The 20,983-nt window shown below is 51.1% G+C and carries 16 protein-coding genes, 1 tRNA gene and 3 rRNA genes; 4 read left to right on the top strand and 16 right to left on the bottom strand.

Translation table 11 applies throughout. The annotated features are described in order from the left end of the window. Positions 1 to 30: 30 nt before the first annotated feature. Together PDUR_RS00475 and PDUR_RS00470 are read right to left on the bottom strand one after the other, a co-directional pair. Positions 31 to 324: a 4a-hydroxytetrahydrobiopterin dehydratase gene (locus PDUR_RS00475; RefSeq protein WP_042204612.1), complete on the bottom strand. Its 294-nt coding sequence runs from the start codon at positions 322 to 324 to the stop codon at positions 31 to 33. A 224-nt stretch (positions 325 to 548) separates the two neighbouring features. Beyond that, positions 549 to 842, bottom strand: coding sequence for a hypothetical protein (locus PDUR_RS00470; RefSeq protein WP_042208929.1), 294 nt, complete (start codon positions 840 to 842; stop codon positions 549 to 551). A 198-nt stretch (positions 843 to 1,040) separates the two neighbouring features. On the opposite strand from PDUR_RS00470, the gene motA reads away from it, so the two are divergent. Together motA and motB are read left to right on the top strand one after the other, a co-directional pair. After that, positions 1,041 to 1,835 carry a flagellar motor stator protein MotA gene (gene motA / locus PDUR_RS00465; protein ID WP_042204611.1) on the top strand — a complete coding sequence of 265 codons (795 nt, stop codon included), beginning with the start codon at positions 1,041 to 1,043 and terminating at the stop codon, positions 1,833 to 1,835. Then, positions 1,828 to 2,634 carry a flagellar motor protein MotB gene (gene motB, locus PDUR_RS00460; protein ID WP_042204610.1) on the top strand — a complete coding sequence of 269 codons (807 nt, stop codon included), beginning with the start codon at positions 1,828 to 1,830 and terminating at the stop codon, positions 2,632 to 2,634. The genes motA and motB overlap by 8 nt, the downstream gene beginning before the upstream one ends. A gap of 120 nt (positions 2,635 to 2,754) precedes the next feature. Here the strand turns inward: motB and rluF are convergent, their stop codons facing one another. After that, positions 2,755 to 3,456: a 23S rRNA pseudouridine(2604) synthase RluF gene (rluF, locus tag PDUR_RS00455; RefSeq protein ID WP_042208928.1), complete on the bottom strand. Its 702-nt coding sequence runs from the start codon at positions 3,454 to 3,456 to the stop codon at positions 2,755 to 2,757. Between the two features lie 11 nt (positions 3,457 to 3,467). Next, positions 3,468 to 5,789, bottom strand: coding sequence for an ATP-binding protein (locus PDUR_RS00450; RefSeq protein ID WP_042204609.1), 2,322 nt, complete (start codon positions 5,787 to 5,789; stop codon positions 3,468 to 3,470). 310 nt (positions 5,790 to 6,099) lie between these two features. Here PDUR_RS00450 and tadA point away from each other — a divergent pair, with 310 nt between their 5' ends. Both tadA and PDUR_RS00440 read left to right on the top strand, forming a co-directional pair. Beyond that, complete coding sequence (tadA, locus tag PDUR_RS00445) at positions 6,100 to 6,618, top strand: tRNA adenosine(34) deaminase TadA (protein WP_269079198.1); 519 nt, start codon at positions 6,100 to 6,102, stop codon at positions 6,616 to 6,618. Positions 6,619 to 6,624: 6 nt separating this feature from the next. Continuing rightward, positions 6,625 to 7,203 carry a GNAT family N-acetyltransferase gene (locus PDUR_RS00440; protein ID WP_042204608.1) on the top strand — a complete coding sequence of 193 codons (579 nt, stop codon included), beginning with the start codon at positions 6,625 to 6,627 and terminating at the stop codon, positions 7,201 to 7,203. Between the two features lie 98 nt (positions 7,204 to 7,301). Here the strand turns inward: PDUR_RS00440 and PDUR_RS00435 are convergent, their stop codons facing one another. The 12 genes from PDUR_RS00435 to PDUR_RS00380 all read right to left on the bottom strand — a co-directional run bounded on the left by PDUR_RS00435 (position 7,302) and on the right by PDUR_RS00380 (position 20,664). After that, positions 7,302 to 8,393: a hypothetical protein gene (locus tag PDUR_RS00435; RefSeq protein ID WP_042204607.1), complete on the bottom strand. Its 1,092-nt coding sequence runs from the start codon at positions 8,391 to 8,393 to the stop codon at positions 7,302 to 7,304. A gap of 89 nt (positions 8,394 to 8,482) precedes the next feature. Further along, positions 8,483 to 8,635, bottom strand: coding sequence for a small acid-soluble spore protein P (locus PDUR_RS00430; protein WP_042204606.1), 153 nt, complete (start codon positions 8,633 to 8,635; stop codon positions 8,483 to 8,485). An 18-nt stretch (positions 8,636 to 8,653) separates the two neighbouring features. After that, the gene (locus PDUR_RS00425; protein ID WP_042204605.1) at positions 8,654 to 8,995 is read right to left on the bottom strand and encodes a hypothetical protein; all 342 of its coding nucleotides are present in this window, start codon (positions 8,993 to 8,995) and stop codon (positions 8,654 to 8,656) included. A gap of 165 nt (positions 8,996 to 9,160) precedes the next feature. Continuing rightward, a tRNA-Ser gene (locus PDUR_RS00420) sits at positions 9,161 to 9,249 on the bottom strand. Between the two features lie 65 nt (positions 9,250 to 9,314). Next, a complete protein-coding gene (gene serS / locus PDUR_RS00415) occupies positions 9,315 to 10,604 on the bottom strand; it encodes a serine--tRNA ligase (protein ID WP_042204603.1) in 1,290 nt (429 codons plus the stop codon). An 83-nt stretch (positions 10,605 to 10,687) separates the two neighbouring features. Then, positions 10,688 to 11,272: a pyridoxal 5'-phosphate synthase glutaminase subunit PdxT gene (gene pdxT, locus PDUR_RS00410; RefSeq protein ID WP_042204602.1), complete on the bottom strand. Its 585-nt coding sequence runs from the start codon at positions 11,270 to 11,272 to the stop codon at positions 10,688 to 10,690. A 19-nt stretch (positions 11,273 to 11,291) separates the two neighbouring features. Beyond that, positions 11,292 to 12,173 (bottom strand): pyridoxal 5'-phosphate synthase lyase subunit PdxS, encoded by an 882-nt coding sequence (pdxS, locus tag PDUR_RS00405; protein WP_042204601.1) that lies wholly within the window; start codon positions 12,171 to 12,173, stop codon positions 11,292 to 11,294. Positions 12,174 to 12,279: 106 nt separating this feature from the next. Next, entirely contained in the window at positions 12,280 to 13,671 is a 1,392-nt protein-coding gene (locus PDUR_RS00400; protein WP_233277449.1) for a D-alanyl-D-alanine carboxypeptidase family protein, read from the bottom strand. A 127-nt stretch (positions 13,672 to 13,798) separates the two neighbouring features. Further along, a complete protein-coding gene (gene guaB, locus PDUR_RS00395) occupies positions 13,799 to 15,256 on the bottom strand; it encodes an IMP dehydrogenase (protein WP_042204600.1) in 1,458 nt (485 codons plus the stop codon). Positions 15,257 to 15,632: 376 nt separating this feature from the next. Next, positions 15,633 to 15,749: ribosomal RNA gene (gene rrf / locus PDUR_RS00390) — 5S ribosomal RNA — on the bottom strand. Between the two features lie 122 nt (positions 15,750 to 15,871). Further along, a 23S ribosomal RNA gene (locus PDUR_RS00385) occupies positions 15,872 to 18,798 on the bottom strand. Between the two features lie 313 nt (positions 18,799 to 19,111). Then, positions 19,112 to 20,664: ribosomal RNA gene (locus PDUR_RS00380) — 16S ribosomal RNA — on the bottom strand. Together the 16S, 23S and 5S rRNA genes form the textbook arrangement of a ribosomal RNA operon. Positions 20,665 to 20,983: the final 319 nt, after the last annotated feature.

Raw genomic sequence — 20,983 nt, 5'->3', positions numbered from 1 at the left:
AAAATCTTCCCTTATTGCCGCTGTCAAAAATTAACGGGTCTTCTCAAATGCTTCGTTAAACTCGTGGGCTTCGCGTACGTCGAGCGCGGTAATGCCGATGCCGTCTTCCTCACTTGTCGCAAGCCGCAGGATTACCGTTTTATAATTGATTGTAATATGCGGATGATGGTCGAACGCTTCCGAGATGGTGGCGACCTCGTCCACGAACGCAATGCCTTTCATGAAATCGCTAAACATATATTTGCGCACCATGGCCCCACTTTCCAGCTTCCAGCCTTCCAGCTTGCCTACCTGCTCACGCAGTTCTCCATCGGTTAATAGCACTGTATGTTTCCTCCCTTGATAAACAGCCCCCGCGTTACCTTAGCCCGTTCGCTAAACAAAACATCCCTCAGGTTCTTTCGTCCAAGGGATGCGCCAGGATAAAGGTTTATTTTTCGGTTTAATGTATTCTTGAATCCCGGCAATTATAACCTTGGGCACAATCAATTTTACCATGGACCGCAGACTCCGGGCAAATGCGGCGGGTTTTCCATCCGTTTATCGGATTAGATAAGTTCGACCGATTCCATATCCTCGTCGCCGACTAAAATATTGATACGGTGCGCCTCCTTGTCGTAAATGACGACACCGCTGCCGACATGGATGACCGGCTCATTCCCCAAAGCGAAGAATAAATCCTCAGCCAGCGCCTCCCATACCTCCAGCTTCGACTCCTTCGGCAGCTCCCGCCATTCTTCTGGTTCCATCTCAAAAAACAGATAACTGTCCGGTATACTCTCCACCGCTCTCGTCAGATCGCGCAATATATCCCCATAATCTCTTCCGTGCTTCACGCCCATATCGCCATCACTCCGCTTCATAGACATATGAATATTTCCTTTCCTCATCCATTATAGCCGAAATGCCTTCACAAAAAAGGGTGGGCTGTCGATAAATAAGAATAGACCTTATTGTTCTTCGCCTATTGGCCCGCCGCCATTCATGGATGATAGACGCGGCATGGCGAGATCATTAAAACTCATGGACGAGGTGTATCAATGCAAATTTCATCAATTATTGGATTAGTGCTTGGTATCGTAGCAGTCGTTTTTGGTATGTATCTCAAAGGAGCGCCGATAATCGCCCTCAAAAACTACGCCGCCTTTACGATTATTTTGGTAGGTACCGCCGCTTCCGTATTTATGGCCTTTCCAATGTCGGAAATCAAAAAAGTTCCGAAACTGTTCAAAATTTTGTTTTTCGGCGGGAAGAAGCTGATTGATAAAGGCGAGGTCATCTCCATGTTCATGGATTGGGCCTCCATTACCCGGCGGGAGGGCCTGCTGGCGCTGGAGTCCAAAGTGGAAGAGATTCAGGATGATTTTCTGCGGAGCGGCATGCGGATGATTATCGACGGCAACGACCAGGAGTTTGTCAGAGATGTGCTGCTTGAGGATATCCATGCGACCGAAGAGCGTCATAAAGTCGGCGCGCTTATCTTCTCCCAGGCCGGCATGTATGCTCCTACTCTCGGGGTGCTTGGCGCCGTTATCGGCCTGATCGCCGCTCTGGCGGACATGAGCGCGATGGAGAAACTGGCGCATGCGATCGGCGCGGCCTTTATCGCAACGCTGCTCGGTATCTTTACCGGTTATGTGCTGTGGCATCCGATGTCCAATAAGCTCAAGCGGCTCTCTAAACAGGAAATTCAAATCAGAATGATGATGCTTGAGGGTCTCCTGTCTATCCAGTCGGGAGTATCCACCATTGCGATTAACCAGAAGCTTTCCGTGTTTCTGACACCTTTGGAGCGCGACAAGCTGAACAAGAAGGAAGGTGCTTCGGGTGACTAAAAAGGCCAGACACGAGGAGCATGAGGAGCATGCCGACGAATCATGGCTCCTTCCCTATTCCGACCTGATGACGCTCTTGGTCGCCCTGTTTCTTGTGCTGTATGCCATGAGTGCGACGGACGCGAAGAAATTCGAGGAGATGGCCCAAGCCTTCAGCAGTGCCCTTAACGGAGGGTCTGGCGTGCTGGATTATTCGTCAATGTCTCCTACCAACGGCAACCTGGATGCGGGCAAAGCTGATAAAATGGATAATGTTGTCGATAAGAGCCTCGGCGAATCGGAAATTGCCAAGCTGCGTCAAAAGGAGCAGGAAGATCTGGAGAAGCTCAAGCAGCAGTTCGACCAGTATATCCAGAATAACGGCCTTACCAATTTGCTAAGCACGAAGCTGAATCAATCACAGCTCACGATTACGATCAGTGACAATGCTCTATTCGCCTCCGGACAAGCTAGAGTCAAGCCGGAATCGCAGCAGCTCGCAAGAGCCATCTCACAAATGCTGCAGCAGTTCCCCAATTATGATGTGATCGTTCAAGGATTTACGGATAATATTCCGATCTCCAACAGCGAATACTCTTCCAACTGGGACCTCAGTGCTAACCGCGCCCTGCAGTTCATGAAGATTTTGCTGGTGAATCCTTATCTGAATCCGGAGAAATTCAGCGTGATTGGTTATGGGGAATACCATCCGATTGCCACCAACTCAACCGCGGCGGGACGGGCCAAGAACCGCCGGGTAGAAGTGGCTGTTATCCGTAAGTATCAGGAAAATAAGGGAAACCCGCCATCCGCCAAATGATGATCAATTACGAGGAATTCGTTCACTAAAAAGAGCTGTTCTCAACCGCCTGCATTAGGGTTGAAAACAGCTCTTTATTTGTGTGCAGGATATCGCTTGCAGCAGCGGCACTCCGTTCTTTTACAGAAGCTTGTAGCTTAGCATATCTCCAAGCTCCGCCTTCTCCGCTGTTGTCAGATCGCGCCATGCGCCTACCTGCAGGCTGCCTAAGCGGATATTCATGATTCGGATGCGCTGCAGCCGCCGGACTTCATACCCGAAAGCACTGCACATCCGGCGGATCTGCCGGTTCTTGCCTTCGGTCAGAACAATGCGGAATACCCGCTCCGTTATCCGGGTAACCTGGCAGGGCAGTGTCTTCGCTCCGAGAATCTTTACCCCGCTGGACATTCCGGCGATAAAGGAAGGTGTAATCGGGCGGTCGACGGTGACGACATATTCCTTCTCATGCCGGCCTTCAGCACGCAGTATTTTGTTGACAATATCCCCGTCGTTGGTCAGCAGGATCAGTCCTTCCGAATCCTTATCCAGCCGTCCGATTGGGAAGATCCGCTCATGATGCCCGACAAAATCAACGATATTCCCTTTAATATGACTCTCTGTCGTGGAGGTTATGCCTACCGGCTTGTTCAGGGCGATATAGACGGTCTTGGATTCACTCAATAGTCTTTTTCCATCTATGCGCACATCATCTCCCGCCTCAGCCTGGCTGCCGAGCACGGCCCGTTCGCCATTAATGGTCACCCGGCCGCTTTCCACCAGTTTGTCCGCCTCACGCCGTGAGCAGAAGCCGGTCTCGCTGATAAACTTGTTAATTCTCATGCTGGTATTTGTCACTCCGTTTCTTTTCCATCGCCCGTCTCCTCATTGATAGGTTCCGCACTCTCTTTGGCTGCCGGCAGCACAATCGTTACCGAGGTTCCCCGCCCGACCTGACTTTCAATCTCCATCATTCCTTTATGCGCTTGGATAATCCGCTGGCTGATCATCAGGCCAAGTCCCGTGCCCGTCTCCTTATTGGAAAAGAACGGCTGACCCAGCTTCGGCAAAATATTCTCGGGTATGCCTTCCCCCTCATCGGTAATGACAATAACGATGGAATCTCCGATCCGTTTCTGCTCGAGCGTTATCGTTCCACCCGAAGACATCGACTCAATCCCGTTTTTGATAATATTGATAAATACCTGCTTCAACTGGTTCTCTTCACAGTGTACCATTGCCGGACTTACTTCAAACCGGTCCTTAACCTCGATATTATGCAAATGAGCCTGACTGTCCAGCAAGGAGATCACATCATGCAGAACATGGCGGACGTCCTTTTGCTGAAACCGCACCGCCTGCGGCTTGGCCAATATAAGAAATTCGCTGACGATCAGATTGATCCGCTCCAGCTCAGAGAGCATCAAATCCACATGCAGGGGGACAAGCATATTTTTCTCCCTCTGCAGCTGTAAAAATCCCCGGAGCGTCGTCAGCGGATTCCGGATTTCATGCGCCACACCGGCGGCAAGCTGGCCGACGGTAGTAAGCTTCTCGGATTGTCTCAATAGCTCTTCCATCCGGTTGCGCTCCGTCATGTCGCGGGAAACATGCACGAAGGACACCGGCTTGCCCTCTTCGTCCCGTATAACCGAGGTGCTTACGCTGACTTCAACTACGCTCCCGTCCCGTTTCAATCGAAGCGTCTCGGTCGGAGCCAGATGTGCCCCCTTGATTAGCCACTGAAGCCGGGTCTCCTCTTCTTTCAGCACGGAGTCAGGGACGAGACGGATGGTGCTTCCCACGACCTCCCGCTCCTTCCAACCATACAGCTCTTCAAAAGCCCGGTTCACGCTTATCACTGTTCCGCTCATATCCGCCGTATGAATCGCATCGGAAGTGCCGTTAATTACCGACTCCAGATGCTCTTTTACCTTCCGGTTCTCCTCCACTGTCTGCCTGAGCCGGCTTGTGTGCAGGGCAAGATTCCGCGTCATCGCGTTGATCCGCAGCGCCAGCTGCCCCAGTTCATCTCTGCTTCCTACCTCAAGCGGCGGCTCGAACTTTCCACGGGACACATCCTGAACTTTGGCAAGTATTGCCTGAATGGGCCGAATAATAAAGCCTGCCACGATGTAGCTTCCCCCCAGGAAGACCGCAAGCAGCAGGAGAGAAATCCGGATGTTATTCCACAATTGTTCCTTAATAACCGAAGAGATAACCGAGTAGTCGATCACCACGCTAATGACATAGGCGCCTGAATCCGGCAGGGTAACAGGAATAAAGCTCTTGAGCACCCTTGCTCCGCGCACCATCGTATCCATCATGACGGGCTCTTGTTTAGCCAAAGCTTGCTGCACCGCATGTTTATCCTGCTCTACGTTACCGAAACGATAGGTGCCGTACATGATCGGCCGATTGCGCAGTTTGACATTTACGCTGTCTGTTCCGTCCGGAGCCATGGTGGAAGAGCCGAATGTGGAGGGATTGATGCCCGTAATCTCCAAAATATCAGGGTTAACCTTCATGGTCTGCTTCACAATTTCTTCCGGACTCATTATTCTAACATAGTCGCTGATTGAAGTGCTGCGAATATACGGGTCGATAATGTAATTGCTTCGCCCGTCAAAGTAATAGCCCCATTTCTCGATGAACTCGGGGTTCGAGGAAGAGTATTCAAAAGGACCGGACCAGAAATGCTCCATCCTCTGCCCTTTGGCTACCGATACTTCCCGTCCTTCGAACAGGTCGACAAAAGCCGTATACCAATATCCCCAGCCTTTTGTGGGTAAGTCGCGTTCTTTGGGGTCGGAAGATTTCTTAACTACAATGTTATCCTTGGTTCTGACAAGCAGCGATATATTGGAAACGCCCACTTTCGAGGCCAGAGCCTTCAACTCGGCATTCGAAACGTTTACGATATCCGGGTCCAATTCTTGGGATATTAAAATAGCAGCTATCCGCAAGTTTTGCGCCAGCAAATGTTCTGCATATTTGGAGCTGTAATTACTCTGTTCTACGGAAACCGCAATCTGCATGGCCGCCGTCTTCATATTTCTCTCGATCTCGCTTCGCATATTATTGCGAGTTGCATAGGAATTAAGGGTCAAATTCAACGCCAAAATGAGCAGCACGGAGCCAAAAATAATTGCCGAAAGCTTCGTTTTTATGGACAAACTTCTTATTCACCTCTTAAAGGACTGGTAAATCAACCGATCATTCAATAAATATCATACCTTTTGCCCACCCATTTGAAAAGGATTTATATGAAGCTTTCCGTTTATCGAATATTGAAAACCGCCGACTCTTTCTCTACAATAGGATAGAAACCGTCCACAGGTTATTCACATATGAACAAAATCAACATCCCTCATGTGTATAAAACTGTGGACAACAACCGGGTTTTCCACAGAGTTATTCACAATTTGTTAAGAACGAATGCTCGTTCGTAGAACAATCCGGCCCGGAGCGGAAAGGAAGAGTATCTTGGACAATTGCGAGAACGGAACATGCCTTGGGCAGCAGAAAGAACATGAGCGCTGGATGAGCGAGGCAATCGCGGAAGCGCGCAAAGCGGAGGCGCTGGGCGAAGTTCCGATCGGTGCGGTCATCGTCCGGCGGGGCGAAATTATCGGAAGAGGGTATAATTTGCGCGAAACGACAATGGATTCCACCGCGCATGCGGAAATGGTGGCGATTCGGGAAGCCAGCGCCGCGCTGAACTCTTGGCGCCTGCTGGAATGCACCTTATACGTTACACTCGAACCATGTCCGATGTGCGCTGGAGCAATCGTACAATCGAGGGTTCCGCTCACCGTGTACGGCACGCCTGATCCCAAGGCGGGCTGCGCAGGCACATTAATGAATCTGCTGGAGGAACCGCGGTTCAATCACCGGACCGAAGTCATATCCGGCATCATGCGGGAAGAATGCGCAGAACTCCTCACATCCTTCTTCCGCCGGCTGCGGCAGGTACGCCTACAAAAGAGCGCCAGGGAGGAATAAGCGGCAATGTCTTTCAATTTAACTAATCAATCGGTAGGTATTTATCTGGCCCCGATTCGGCCTCAGAACGCGGAGAGCCTGCTGGAACTGCGCTTACGCAACCGCAGCGTCCACAGCCGCTACGAGCCTAAGAGGGAAGAAAGCTTCTTTACACTAACGGGACAGAAGCGTCTCATTCTTCAGCGAATGGAGGAAGAGGAGCTGGACAGAGCGTACATGTTCGGCATCTATTCCTCTGAAGAGAAACGTTTGATCGGACAGATTACAATCAACAATATTGTGCGCGGGGTGGGCCAATTCGCCGATCTTGGCTATTTTATCGATCATGCCCAGCAAGGACGGGGCTACATGACAGGGGCTGTCGGCCTGGCGGCGAACTATGCCTTTCAGTCACTCGGTCTGCACCGGCTGCAAGCTGCCATTCTCTTACAAAATGATGCCTCCAGAAGAGTCTTGGAGAAGAACGGCTTCCAGGTGGAAGGGATAGCCCGCCGTTTTCTTAAGATTGATGGACAGTGGCAGGACCACCGGACCTACGCCCTTTTGGCAGACGAGGTAACCTCCCAGGGAAATCGGCCGATATAATCGAAGAAGTTGAAACTTATAAATTCCTTAATCTTAAAACAGCCCCGTACAAAGCTCTTACGCTTTGACGGGGCTGTTGGGGGTTCAGTGCTTCTTGCTTAGTTGGTACCCAGTGTGCTGAACTGCTGCTGCAGCTCTTCCTCGGTAATAACATTGTCGCCTTGCGGGATACCGATTTTGAATGTCGGCTTCTCGTTGATCTTGCTGTATTGAGTGCTGCCGGTCAGCGACAGCCCTACCTTCGTGCCGTCATCCGGATTGTTTACGTTAACGTCAACGGTCAGATCCTGATATACCGGAAAATCATCCTTGTTGATCGCGGTGTTGAAATTGAACTGATTTATGGTCAGATATTGATCCAGCTTAGCCAGTTCTTTGTCGAACTCCGCTTTCTTCTCGCCGTTCTGCAGTTCAGATTTTACTTCGTCCAACTGCTTCTGGTCGATTTGGAGCGCGCTCTTATACTCCTCCTTGGACAGAATATCAAGAATTTTCGGAAGCACATTATTCACAAAGATAGTAGTGGCTTCCTTCACATTATCATTGGTAATCTGGAACTGGATCACCTGTTTGGCGTCAACACCTTCTGGAAGTTTCGCATCTTTGGCATCGATGTCTTTAAAATACTTGCTCTCGTCATATTCCGCCAGCAGTGCGCTCAAAATCTCGTTGGATAGCTTTTGGGTCTTCTGCGTATCCAGCATACCGGGATTAAATTCGGCGCCTTCCTGTTCGGCAAGCTTCTTCAGATCAAGCATCACGAACTTGCCAACAATATTTTCCGGAATAGGAAGGAACGGAATGCTTGGAATCTTCACATACAGCTTCTCCGCCGTCATCACCATCGGAACGGTAAAGCTCATCGCCATATCGCCTTTTAAATTCAGCACCAGCGTCAATTCCGTCTGCATCGGATCTGCTTGGTACACGCCATCGACCGTAATCTCCGCGTTCTTGAGCATGCTGAGCACCTGCGTGGTCATTGCATCGGATGCTTCAGTTGACGCATCGATCGTCAGATTGTTGATAACCACCTTGCTCTTCATTTCATATGAAGTCATCGTAGCCATCTTGCTGGCAGCACCCTGCAGCGCTTCCTTTGGCTCTTGCTGCTTGCTTCCGCAACCAGGCAAAACTACGGCTGCCGCAAGCAGCATCGCCGCTGCGGAAAGGCCCCACTTTTTAAACATTTTTTCTCTCCTCTCCCAATTGAAGAAATACTCCCCCTTCCCCATGATAAACGATTTACTTTCACAGATAAACCATTTTCAGTAAAATGTTATCCTTGCGGATTATTATGACTGACGTGATTGGCTTGCTTTACCTTTTTGGAGCCGGAAAGCGGCTCGGGACCTTCTTGGTCATAACGCTGCTGTTCTCTATCCCCAGACGGCTGTGTTCCGGGAACCTGGATCGTCTTCGGCTTGCTCATGTCACTTCCTCCTTATGATTAGTGATTGGTCAAGGGTTTCAGCGCTTGGGCGCACTCGTGTATCTTCCGCGTGTACCGCTGCGCCAGCTGCTGCACGGCGTCGGTGCGTTCATCGGTATGCAGACCGGCCCGCTCGACGTCAATCAGGTCTACCGCTACCTCCCGGCTGTCTACATACATGCAGCGGAAGTCCAGTGTGTAGTTCTGGCGTCCCGCGGCGTTGAAGTGAATAAGCAGGCTCTTCTTGTCGCCTTCATCAGCCTGTACGGTATAGCTGTCTCCATCATCCATAAAAGAGGGAAGACGTTCCTGCCAAGCGGATACGAGCTGCTGCTGGTCCAGTTGTAGTTGTTGATCCATAAATGTGATCCTCCTCCTTCCCTAATACATTGCGGAGAAAGAGGGCTTTTTATTCTCTGCTTCCTGCTATCCATGTCTGCTTTAACAAAGCTGCCGCTGCATATAAAAAAGCCGCTCCCCGAAGGAAACGGCTTATATACTCAATTATTCAAGGATAAAAGGAAATGGCGGAGAGGATGGGATTCGAACCCATGTGAGCTTGCACTCTAACGGTTTTCAAGACCGCCCCGTTATGACCGCTTCGGTACCTCTCCATATGCAGCAAATATCACATGCATTAGAGATTGTACCATATTTACCTCTACGGAAGCAACTCCATTTATTGGTTCGCTTTTGGCCGGATCATTTTAATATTGCCCATATAAGGCTGAAGACGCTCCGGAATAAGGACGCTGCCGTCCTCCTGCTGATAATTCTCCAGAATCGCGGCAACCGTGCGCCCTACCGCCAAAGCCGAGCCATTGAGCGTGTGCACGAATTCTGGCTTGGCTTTCGGTTCCTTGCGGAACCGGATATTGGCCCGCCGGGCTTGGAAGTCCTCGGTGTTCGAGCAGGACGAGATTTCCCGGTACATGCCGCTTTCCGGCAGCCATACTTCCAGGTCGTAGGTTTTCGCTGCCGTAAAGCCCATATCGCCCGTACAGAGCGCAAGCACACGGTAAGGCAGTTCCAGCAGCTGCAGTACGCTTTCGGCGTCAGCCGTCATTTTCTCAAGCTCTTCGTACGAGGATTCCGGCGATGTCAGCTTGACCAGCTCTACCTTATTGAATTGATGCTGGCGGATCAGCCCTCGGGTATCCCGTCCCGCCGAGCCGGCTTCCGAACGGAAGCAGGAGCTATAAGCGACAAAATATTTCGGCAAATCGGATGCATTCAGAATCTCTTCCCGATAATAGTTCGTAACTGGAACCTCGGCCGTTGGAATCAGATAATATTCCGTGTCGCGCAGCTTGAATAGGTCTTCTTCGAATTTAGGAAGCTGTCCCGTGCCGTACAGGCTGTCCTTATTGACAATATACGGCGGCAGCATTTCCTCGTAATGATGCTCTCCGCTGTGCAGGTCCATCATAAAATTAATCACCGCGCGTTCCAGACGGGCTCCAAGACCTTTATAAAAAACGAAACGCGATCCCGTTACCTTCGCTGCAGCCTCAAAATCAAGGATATCCAGGTTCTGCGCCAGCTCCCAATGTGACTTGGGTGCAAAGCCGAACTCACGCGGCTGCGACCAGCGGCGAACCTCTTTATTCTCTTCTTCGGATTTGCCGACCGGCACCGATTCATGAGGAATGTTCGGAATGCTCAGCATCAGCTCGGAGATTTGATTTTCCAGTTCGCGCACTTCATCATCCAATTCTTTGATCCGATCGGATACATTTCGCATTTCGGCGATTAGCTCGTCAGCCGGCTCTCCGCTCTTCTTCCGCTTGGCAACCTCGCCCGAGACAGTATTCCGGCGGTTCTTCAGGCTTTCGGTTTCCTGTAGCAATTCGCGGCGGCGAAGATCCAGCACCGGAAATCCGGAGATCAAATCCTGCGATTTGCCCCGCTTGTCGAGCGCCTGCTCCACCTTAGCATAATCGGTGCGCAATATTTTAACATCTAACACGACATTTCCCTCCTGAAACAGCCTTAACTCTTTCAAGCAGCCGGTGAAGGCTTTGAAAGAGTCAGGATGTTATATATACAGTTCTATTGTTCGGCTGTCCGGGTGGTCTGCACCATATCCGCAAAGTACTGGTGAAGCCGGTAATCATCCGTTAATTCCGGGTGAAAAGAAGATACGAGCAGGTTGCCCTCGCGCGCGGTAACAATCTCTCCGTTATAGACTGACAGCACCTCAACGCCCGGGCCCACCTTCTCAATGAGCGGAGCCCGAATGAATACCGCCCGAATCGGCTCCTCGATCCCTTTTACATCCAGATCACATTCAAAGCTCTCCCGCTGTCTTCCAAAGGCATTCCGCGCCACGGTAATGTTCATCAGCTCAAGATGCGCTGGCTCTCCGCCCGTAATTTCTTTGGCCAGTACAATAAGTCCGGCACAGGTGCCGAAGATCGGCTTGCCCTCGCCTGCAAACTCGCGAATCGCATCAATAAAGCCGTATTTACGCATCAGCTTGCCGATGGTCGTGCTCTCGCCTCCAGGGATGATCAGTCCATCCACCTCGGCCAGCTCCTCAACACGCTTGATTGGCGTTCCTTCGGCTCCCGTCTTGCCGATGCTCGCAATATGTTCTGTTACAGCGCCCTGAAGCGCTAATACACCTATCTTCATTCCAAAGCCCTTCTCTCTATTACCAGCCGCGCTCGGACATCCGTTCGGCAGCGGTCAGAGTTGCAATATCAATGCCTTTCATCGGCGTACCAAGGTTCTTGGACACTTCAGCGATCAGCTTATAATCCGTGTAGTGAGTAGTCGCCTCAACAATAGCCCGGGCGAATTTCTCAGGGTTGTCCGATTTGAAAATACCGGAGCCTACGAATACGCCGTCTGCCCCCAGATGCATCATCAGTGCGGCATCGGCCGGAGTAGCCACACCGCCGGCAGCAAAGTTAACGACAGGCAGCTTGCCGAGCTCATGAACTTCAAGCAGCAGGTCATAAGACACGCCAAGATTTTTGGCTTCGGCATACAGCTCGTCCTTCGACAAATTTTGAACCTTGCGGATTTGGCTGTTGATATAACGCATATGGCGCACCGCTTCTACGATGTTGCCGGTTCCCGGCTCGCCCTTGGTACGGATCATGGACGCGCCTTCGCTGATGCGGCGCAGCGCTTCTCCCAGATCCTTCGCTCCGCAAACGAAAGGCACGGTGAATTCACGTTTGTCAATATGGAACACTTCATCCGCCGGCGTCAGCACTTCACTTTCGTCCAAGTAGTCAACACCCAGGGATTCCAGCACCTTTGCTTCTACATAGTGGCCGATACGGGCCTTTGCCATAACGGGAATGCTTACAACCTTGATGACCTCTTCCACGATGGTAGGATCGGCCATACGGGCTACGCCGCCTGCCGCACGAATATCAGAAGGTACACGCTCCAGTGCCATTACAGCCACAGCGCCTGCGGCTTCGGCAATTTTTGCCTGCTCCGCATTCATGACGTCCATGATGACGCCGCCTTTTTGCATTTCGGCCATACCTCTTTTAACTCTAGATGTTCCTGTTTCCATATCTTCAAGCCTCCCGATAATCTATCTTAATCTAACTTTTTATTTTACCGCATGGCGGATAAATATACAAGCCATTTACTCGGAATTAAGTGCTTATCCGTTAATTTTAGAATAAATTTTTAATTCCCGAAAAAATATCCCTAAAAAAGTTTCCAATTGCCCTGAAGAGCAGTTTGAACCATCCGGCTTTCTCCGCTTCCTCGGATGTAATCAGATTGACCGTTTTTTGCTGGGGGTTTAAGCCGTTAACTTTATAAGTATAGGTTACTTTCCCCACCTTCGTACCTTGGGCGATTGGCGCAACCAACGTCGACGGGTCATTGATCTGTACCGCTGTCGTAATCTGCGGAGAGGCTGTTCCCTTGGGAACGACGAACGTAGCGCCTGCGTCAGTCACCACCGGCACTTCACTCTTCTTGCCCTTCTCAACCGGAACCGTTTCATTGCCGGCAACAGTCGCCTTGGCTGAAACCACCTGCTTGACTTCAAAATTGTTAAATCCGAAATCAAGCACCTTCCTCGTCTCCGTAAAGCGGTGGGCTTCGGAGTTCGCACCCATGACCACGCTGATCAGACGCATGCCGTCCCGTACGGCAGTACCCGTAAAGCAGTTGCCCGCACTAGAGGTATGTCCCGTCTTCAACCCGTCGAGGCCCGGATAAGCATAAGCTTTGAAGTTGGCGATATTCTTATTCGCTTCGAGCATCCAGTTGTAGTTTATCATTGGCGCTGCATCACGTTCGCGGAACTTATAGGATTGAATGGTCGTATACTTCGAGAAATCCGGATGATCTGTAACGATATGCTGGGCGAGAATCGCTGCATCCATCGCCGACATTACCGTTTCTTTATCCGTATCCGGACGGTATTTGGCCGGCATGTCATCTCGGCTAAGTCCCGTGGAGTTGATAAAATAGGCGGTCTTCATCCCCATCTTCCGGGCCGTCTCATTCATTAATTTAACGAATTCCTGTTCCGACCCGGAGAGAGTTTCAGCCAGGGCAACCGTGGCATCATTCGCTGAGCCAACAGCCATGGCTATGTACAGTTCTTCAATGGTATGTTGATCTCCCACGGCCAAAAAAATGCGCGAGCCAATCTGCTCGGCGGCATTTTCGGCAACGGTCACTTTCTGATCCCAGGACAGCTTGCCATTCTTGACCGCATCGGCGATCAGATATTCCGTCATCATTTTCGTCATACTGGCCGGAGGAAGCGGCTGATCGGCATTCAGGGACAACAGCACCTTCCCAGTGGTAGGCTCAAGCAATACAGCCGATTTCAGATTCAAACCGAGCGATTGGATAGAAGGAATGGTTACTGCCGTTCCCGATGTGGCAGGCGTCGCCGTGGCTGTACTCGCCCCTGCAGGAGCCGGTGTCTGCACACTTTCGGCCATCGCCGGAATTGGAGATAACACAAGCATATTTAAAAGCAAACCCGCTGTTACTGTCTTCACTGCCATCTGTTTCACACTGGATTTACGCTTGAACTTCAATGGATTTAAACTCTCCTTATAAACATCATCTCATTTGCTTGTTCTATTCTAACACAGGGGTACCTCCAAAAAAAGACGGACCAGGCGAAATTCATCCTGTCCGTCCATATTTTAAATTATATGCCGCTTATACCGAATAGTTAGGGGCTTCCTTCGTAATCTGCACATCATGAGGATGGCTTTCACGAAGTCCTGCTCCGGTAATCCGGATAAAGGATGTGTCATCGCGCAGTTCGGAGAGCGTTCCTGTTCCGCAGTAACCCATACCGGAACGCAAACCTCCGATCAACTGATGCACCGTATCAGACATCGGACCCTTGAAAGCGACACGGCCTTCGATACCTTCCGGTACGAGCTTTTTGTCGTCGTCCTGGAAGTAGCGATCTTTACTGCCTTGCTTCATGGCGCTCATGCTGCCCATGCCGCGGTATACTTTGAACTTACGGCCCTGATAAATCTCGGACTCCCCAGGGCTCTCCTCCGTACCTGCAAAGAGGCTTCCCAGCATAACGGCATGTGCGCCGGCTGCGATAGCTTTTGTAATCTCACCGGAGTATTTGATACCGCCATCGGCGATAATCGGCACTCCGTATTCACGCGCAACAGCTGCACAGTCGTAAATGGCCGTAACCTGTGGAACTCCGATGCCCGCTATGACCCGTGTTGTACAGATCGAGCCAGGTCCGATGCCAACTTTGACCACGGAAGCCCCCGCTTCGATAAGATCGCGCGTAGCCTCGCCAGTCGCTACATTCCCCGCCACGATCGTCAAATCCGGATACAGCCCGCGCAGTTTGCGCACAGCTTCAATGATATTGATGTGATGGCCGTGAGCCGAATCGACGACAATCAGATCGACTCCGGCGTTAACCAACGCTTCAGCCCGTTCAAAGGTATCTTTAGAAATACCGATGGCTGCACCAACCAGCAGACGGCCTTGAGCGTCCTTCGCACCGTTAGGGAACTGAATCGCCTTTTCGATATCTTTAATAGTAATGAGACCCTTTAAAATGTAGTTATCATCAACAAGCGGAAGCTTCTCAATCTTATGGCGCTGCAGTACAACCGCTGCCTCCGTAAGCGTTGTGCCGACAGGAGCAGTGACCAGATTTTCCTTAGTCATGACTTCGCTGATCGGTATATTAAAATCATGGATAAACCGCAAATCCCGATTCGTAATAATTCCTACCAGTTTGTTGTTATCATCCACAATCGGAACGCCGGAAATACGGTATTTGCCCATTAAACGTTCAGCATCGGAAACCATGTGAGTCGCGGTAAGTGAAAAAGGATTCGTAATAACGCCGCTCTCAGAACGCTTAACGCGGTCAACCTCTTCCGCTTGCTGCTCAACCGACATATTTTTATGAATAATACCAATACCGCCTTCGCGCGCCATGGCAATCGCCATAGCTGCCTCAGTGACCGTATCCATACCGGCGCTGATGAGCGGAATATTCAGCTTTACATTCTTGCTTAACACTGTGGACAGGTCAACTTCCTTGGGCAGCACTTCCGATTTGCGCGGCACCAGCAGCACATCATCAAAAGTCAGTCCCTCTTTACCAAACTTATCTTCCCACACCTGAGTCATTCCTCCTTGTATTCTTTGTTCTTACGGCCCGCAAACTTTATAAAAAAGAACAACCTTCATCTCAGTCCATCCATGGAAGACAGATGTTCTGAGATGGCAGTATAACGGTTCTTATCTTCAAAGTAGGTAGGAGCAGCATGCCCAAAAATATATTATTGCCATCTTAGCAAAGGGTTTATATACTGTCAAGAACATAACATGAGCAAGAATTCTCCTGAAAAAAAGGGTTTCGTCACAAATAAATCCCTAGACATTTGTCCATCAACAGCGCACAAATTCATCTTTTATAGGATAGGAATTTAGGGTTTACACAGAGCGTATACAATATACAAAAAAACCACTGCTGAGTTTCAGCAGTGGTTCATGTGCTTGGCAGCGTCCTACTCTCCCAGGACCCTTCGGTCCAAGTACCATCGGCGCTGGAGGGCTTAACGGTCGTGTTCGGGATGGGTACGCGTGGAACCCCTCCGCCATCGCCACCAAACGGCAGGCTTGATCGCCTGAAAACTGGATCGAAACGAAACATTGCGTCTTCCCCATTCCGGGGTCCCCGCAAAGTACTCGGATTCAGCTTCGTCAGCCTCATCTTCACTTTGTGGGGTGAATTTGGATAAGCCCTCGACCGATTAGTATTGGTCAGCTCCACACGTTGCCGTGCTTCCACCTCCAACCTATCTACCTCGTCGTCTTCAAGGGGTCTTACTAATTGGGAAATCTCATCTTGAGGGGGGCTTCACGCTTAGATGCTTTCAGCGCTTATCCCGTCCGTACGTAGCTACCCAGCCATGCTCCTGGCGGAACAACTGGTGCACCAGCGGTACGTCCATCCCGGTCCTCTCGTACTAAGGACAGCTCCTCTCAAATTTCCTGCGCCCACGACAGATAGGGACCGAACTGTCTCACGACGTTCTGAACCCAGCTCGCGTACCGCTTTAATGGGCGAACAGCCCAACCCTTGGGACCTACTTCAGCCCCAGGATGCGATGAGCCGACATCGAGGTGCCAAACCTCCCCGTCGATGTGGACTCTTGGGGGAGATAAGCCTGTTATCCCCAGGGTAGCTTTTATCCGTTGAGCGATGGCCCTTCCATGCGGTACCACCGGATCACTAAGCCCGACTTTCGTCCCTGCTCGACTTGTAGGTCTCGCAGTCAAGCTCCCTTCTGCCTTTGCACTCTTCGAATGATTTCCAACCATTCTGAGGGAACCTTGGGACGCCTCCGTTACTCTTTAGGAGGCGACCGCCCCAGTCAAACTGCCCGCCTGACACGGTCCCCGTACCCGATGAGGGTACCAGGTTAGAACCTAGATACGATCAGGGTGGTATCCCAACGTCGCCTCCACCGAAGCTGGCGCTCCGGCTTCTAAGGCTCCCACCTATCCTGTACAGATCGTACCCAAGTTCAATATCAAGCTGCAGTAAAGCTCCATGGGGTCTTTCCGTCTTGTCGCGGGTAACCTGCATCTTCACAGGTATTAAAATTTCACCGGATCTCTCGTTGAGACAGCGCCCAAGTCGTTACGCCATTCGTGCGGGTCAGAATTTACCTGACAAGGAATTTCGCTACCTTAGGACCGTTATAGTTACGGCCGCCGTTTACTGGGGCTTCGGTTCACAGCTTCGGATTACTCCTAACCGCTCCCCTTAACCTTCCAGCACCGGGCAGGCGTCAGCCCGTATACTTCGCCTTGCGGCTTCGCACAGACCTGTGTTTTTGCTAAACAGTCGCTTGGGCCTTTTCACTGCGGCCCCCTCGGGCTATTCACCCTACCGAGGCACCCCTTCTCCCGAAGTTACGGGGTCATTTTGCCGAGTTCCTTAACGAGAGTTCTTCCGCGCGCCTTAGAATTCTCTTCTCGCCTACCTGTGTCGGTTTGCGGTACGGGCACCTTCTCCTGGCTAGAGGCTTTTCTTGGCAGTGTGAGATCATGACCTTCGCTACTACAATTTTCGCTCCCCATCACAGCCCAGCCTTACGGTGTACGGATTTGCCTATACACCAGCCTCACTGCTTGGACGGACATCCATCAGTCCGCGTCACTACCCTCCTGCGTCCCCCCATTGCTCATAACGGATTATGGTGGTACAGGAATATCAACCTGTTGTCCTTCGACTACGCCTGTCGGCCTCGCCTTAGGTCCCGACTTACCCTGAGCGGACGAGCCTTCCTCAGGAAACCTTGGGCTTTCGGCGGATCAGATTCTCACTGATCTTTTCGTTACTCATACCGGCATTCTCACTTGTGTACGCTCCAGCTGTCCTTACAGTCAACCTTCAATGTATACACAACGCTCCCCTACCCCTGATGCAAGCATCAAGCCATAGCTTCGGTGGTGTGTTTAGCCCCGTTACATTTTCGGCGCAGAGTCACTCGACCAGTGAGCTATTACGCACTCTTTCAATGGTGGCTGCTTCTAAGCCAACATCCTGGTTGTCTGTGCAACTCCACATCCTTTCCCACTTAACACACACTTGGGGACCTTAGCTGATGGTCTGGGCTGTTTCCCTTTTGACAATGGATCTTAGCACTCACTGTCTGACTCCCGGCGACAAGTAGATGGCATTCGGAGTTTGACTGAGCTTGGTAACCCTTGCGGGCCCCGCACCCAATCAGTGCTCTACCTCCATTACTCTTATTCACCGAGGCTAGCCCTAAAGCTATTTCGGGGAGAACCAGCTATCTCCGAGTTCGATTGGAATTTCTCCGCTACCCCCACCTCATCCCCGAACTTTTCAACGTTCGTGGGTTCGGGCCTCCAGTGCGTGTTACCGCACCTTCACCCTGGACAGGGGTAGATCACACGGTTTCGGGTCTACGCCCACGTACTAAGTCGCCCTATTCAGACTCGCTTTCGCTGCGGCTCCGGCTCCTCGCCTTAACCTTGCACGTTAAACGTAACTCGCCGGTTCATTCTACAAAAGGCACGCCATCACCCCTAAAATGGGCTCTGACTTCTTGTAAGCACACGGTTTCAGGACCTGTTTCACTCCCCTTCCGGGGTGCTTTTCACCTTTCCCTCACGGTACTGTTTCACTATCGGTCGCCAGGGAGTATTTAGCCTTGGCAGATGGTCCTGCCGGATTCATACGGGGTTTCACGTGCCCCGCACTACTCGGGATCCGTCTCGGAGGGAACGACTTTTCAGCTACAGGGCTTTTACCTTTTCCAGCGGGCCTTTCCAGACCTCTTCGCTTAAACCGTTCCTTTGTAACTCCATATGAGACGTCCCACAACCCCGAAGAGCAAGCTCTTCGGTTTAGGCTGTTCCGCGTTCGCTCGCCGCTACTGACGGAATCACTCTTGTTTTCTCTTCCTCAGGGTACTTAGATGTTTCAGTTCCCCTGGTCTGCCTCTACCTCTCCTATGAATTCAGAGAGAAGTGACTGTGCATTACCACAGCCGGGTTTCCCCATTCGGACACCCCCGGATCAAAGCTTGCTTACAGCTCCCCGAGGCGTTTTCGTTGTTCGCCACGTCCTTCATCGGCTCCTGGCGCCTAGGCATCCTCCGTGTGCTCTTACTAGCTTAACCAACGCTCCAATTTCCGCCTGATCGCTCCGTCTTGTTTGAAAGGCCGCTTCCGGATGTCTCCGTTCGCTTTCGCCTTTCAAGCCAAAAGTCGCTCTCATTCGAAAATCTTCGCTCTCAGCTAATAACTATTTCAACTTGTTTGGACACAAGTTCAGCTAAAAGATGTTCTAAAACGCAATTTTCGTTTCGGTATCCAGTTTTCAAGGATCAAGATTTGAGAGATTGAACTCTCAAAACTGAGCAACGAGTGAGTGTTGCCGGAAGTCAAGCTTCCGATTTGAATGTTTCCGCTACGGGAAACGATTCTCCATAGAAAGGAGGTGATCCAGCCGCACCTTCCGATACGGCTACCTTGTTACGACTTCACCCCAATCATCTACCCCACCTTCGGCGGCTGGCTCCTTGCGGTTACCCCACCGACTTCGGGTGTTGTAAACTCTCGTGGTGTGACGGGCGGTGTGTACAAGACCCGGGAACGTATTCACCGCGGCATGCTGATCCGCGATTACTAGCAATTCCGACTTCATGCAGGCGAGTTGCAGCCTGCAATCCGAACTGAGACCGGCTTTCTAAGATTGGCTCCGCCTCGCGGCTTCGCTTCCCGTTGTACCGGCCATTGTAGTACGTGTGTAGCCCAGGTCATAAGGGGCATGATGATTTGACGTCATCCCCACCTTCCTCCGGTTTGTCACCGGCAGTCACTCTAGAGTGCCCAGCTTCACCTGCTGGCAACTAAAGTCAAGGGTTGCGCTCGTTGCGGGACTTAACCCAACATCTCACGACACGAGCTGACGACAACCATGCACCACCTGTCTCCTCTGTCCCGAAGGCCGCGCCTATCTCTAGACGATTCAGAGGGATGTCAAGACCTGGTAAGGTTCTTCGCGTTGCTTCGAATTAAACCACATACTCCACTGCTTGTGCGGGTCCCCGTCAATTCCTTTGAGTTTCAGTCTTGCGACCGTACTCCCCAGGCGGAGTGCTTACTGTGTTAACTTCGGCACCAAGGGTATCGAAACCCCTAACACCTAGCACTCATCGTTTACGGCGTGGACTACCAGGGTATCTAATCCTGTTTGCTCCCCACGCTTTCGCGCCTCAGCGTCAGTTACAGCCCAGAAAGTCGCCTTCGCCACTGGTGTTCCTCCACATCTCTACGCATTTCACCGCTACACGTGGAATTCCACTTTCCTCTTCTGCACTCAAGCTGTCCAGTTTCCAGTGCGACCACAGGTTGAGCCCATGGTTTAAACACCAGACTTAAACAGCCGCCTGCGCGCGCTTTACGCCCAATAATTCCGGACAACGCTTGCCCCCTACGTATTACCGCGGCTGCTGGCACGTAGTTAGCCGGGGCTTTCTTCTCAGGTACCGTCACTCTTGTAGCAGTTACTCTACAAGACGTTCTTCCCTGGCAACAGAGCTTTACGATCCGAAAACCTTCATCACTCACGCGGCGTTGCTCCGTCAGGCTTTCGCCCATTGCGGAAGATTCCCTACTGCTGCCTCCCGTAGGAGTCTGGGCCGTGTCTCAGTCCCAGTGTGGCCGTTCACCCTCTCAGGTCGGCTACGCATCGTCGCCTTGGTGAGCCGTTACCCCACCAACTAGCTAATGCGCCGCAGGCCCATCCCTTGGTGACAGATTGCTCCGCCTTTCAGCCTCTTAGCAGGAGCTAAGAGGAATTATCCGGTATTAGCTACCGTTTCCGGTAGTTATCCCAGTCCAAGGGGCAGGTTGCCTACGTGTTACTCACCCGTCCGCCGCTAAGTTGATCGAGAGCAAGCTCTCTCACAACTCCGCTCGACTTGCATGTATTAGGCACGCCGCCAGCGTTCGTCCTGAGCCAGGATCAAACTCTCCAATAAAGTATTGAAAGAGCGATTAGCTCAATTTGAAACATCTGACGAGAATTTGCATTCTCAATTTTGGAACTCGCTTGAAGCGAATTCCCACTCACTCGTTGTTCAGTTTTCAAAGATCAAACTTCTTTGCCGTCGCTCAACTTCTCATCATCAGCAACTTTTATAATATATCATATCCGACCGTTTAATGCAAGCTCTTTTTTTTAAATTTCTTTCAAACCAGAACTCGTATTTCTTGGCCGGAATTAGAATATATCATATCTATTTATATATTGCAATAGTATTTTTAAAATATTTAAAAACAAACCCGGGAATGCAGGCT

Source organism: Paenibacillus durus (assembly GCF_000756615.1).
GTDB lineage: Bacteria > Bacillota > Bacilli > Paenibacillales > Paenibacillaceae > Paenibacillus_AQ > Paenibacillus_AQ durus.
This window is presented reverse-complemented; position numbering and strand designations above follow the sequence as displayed.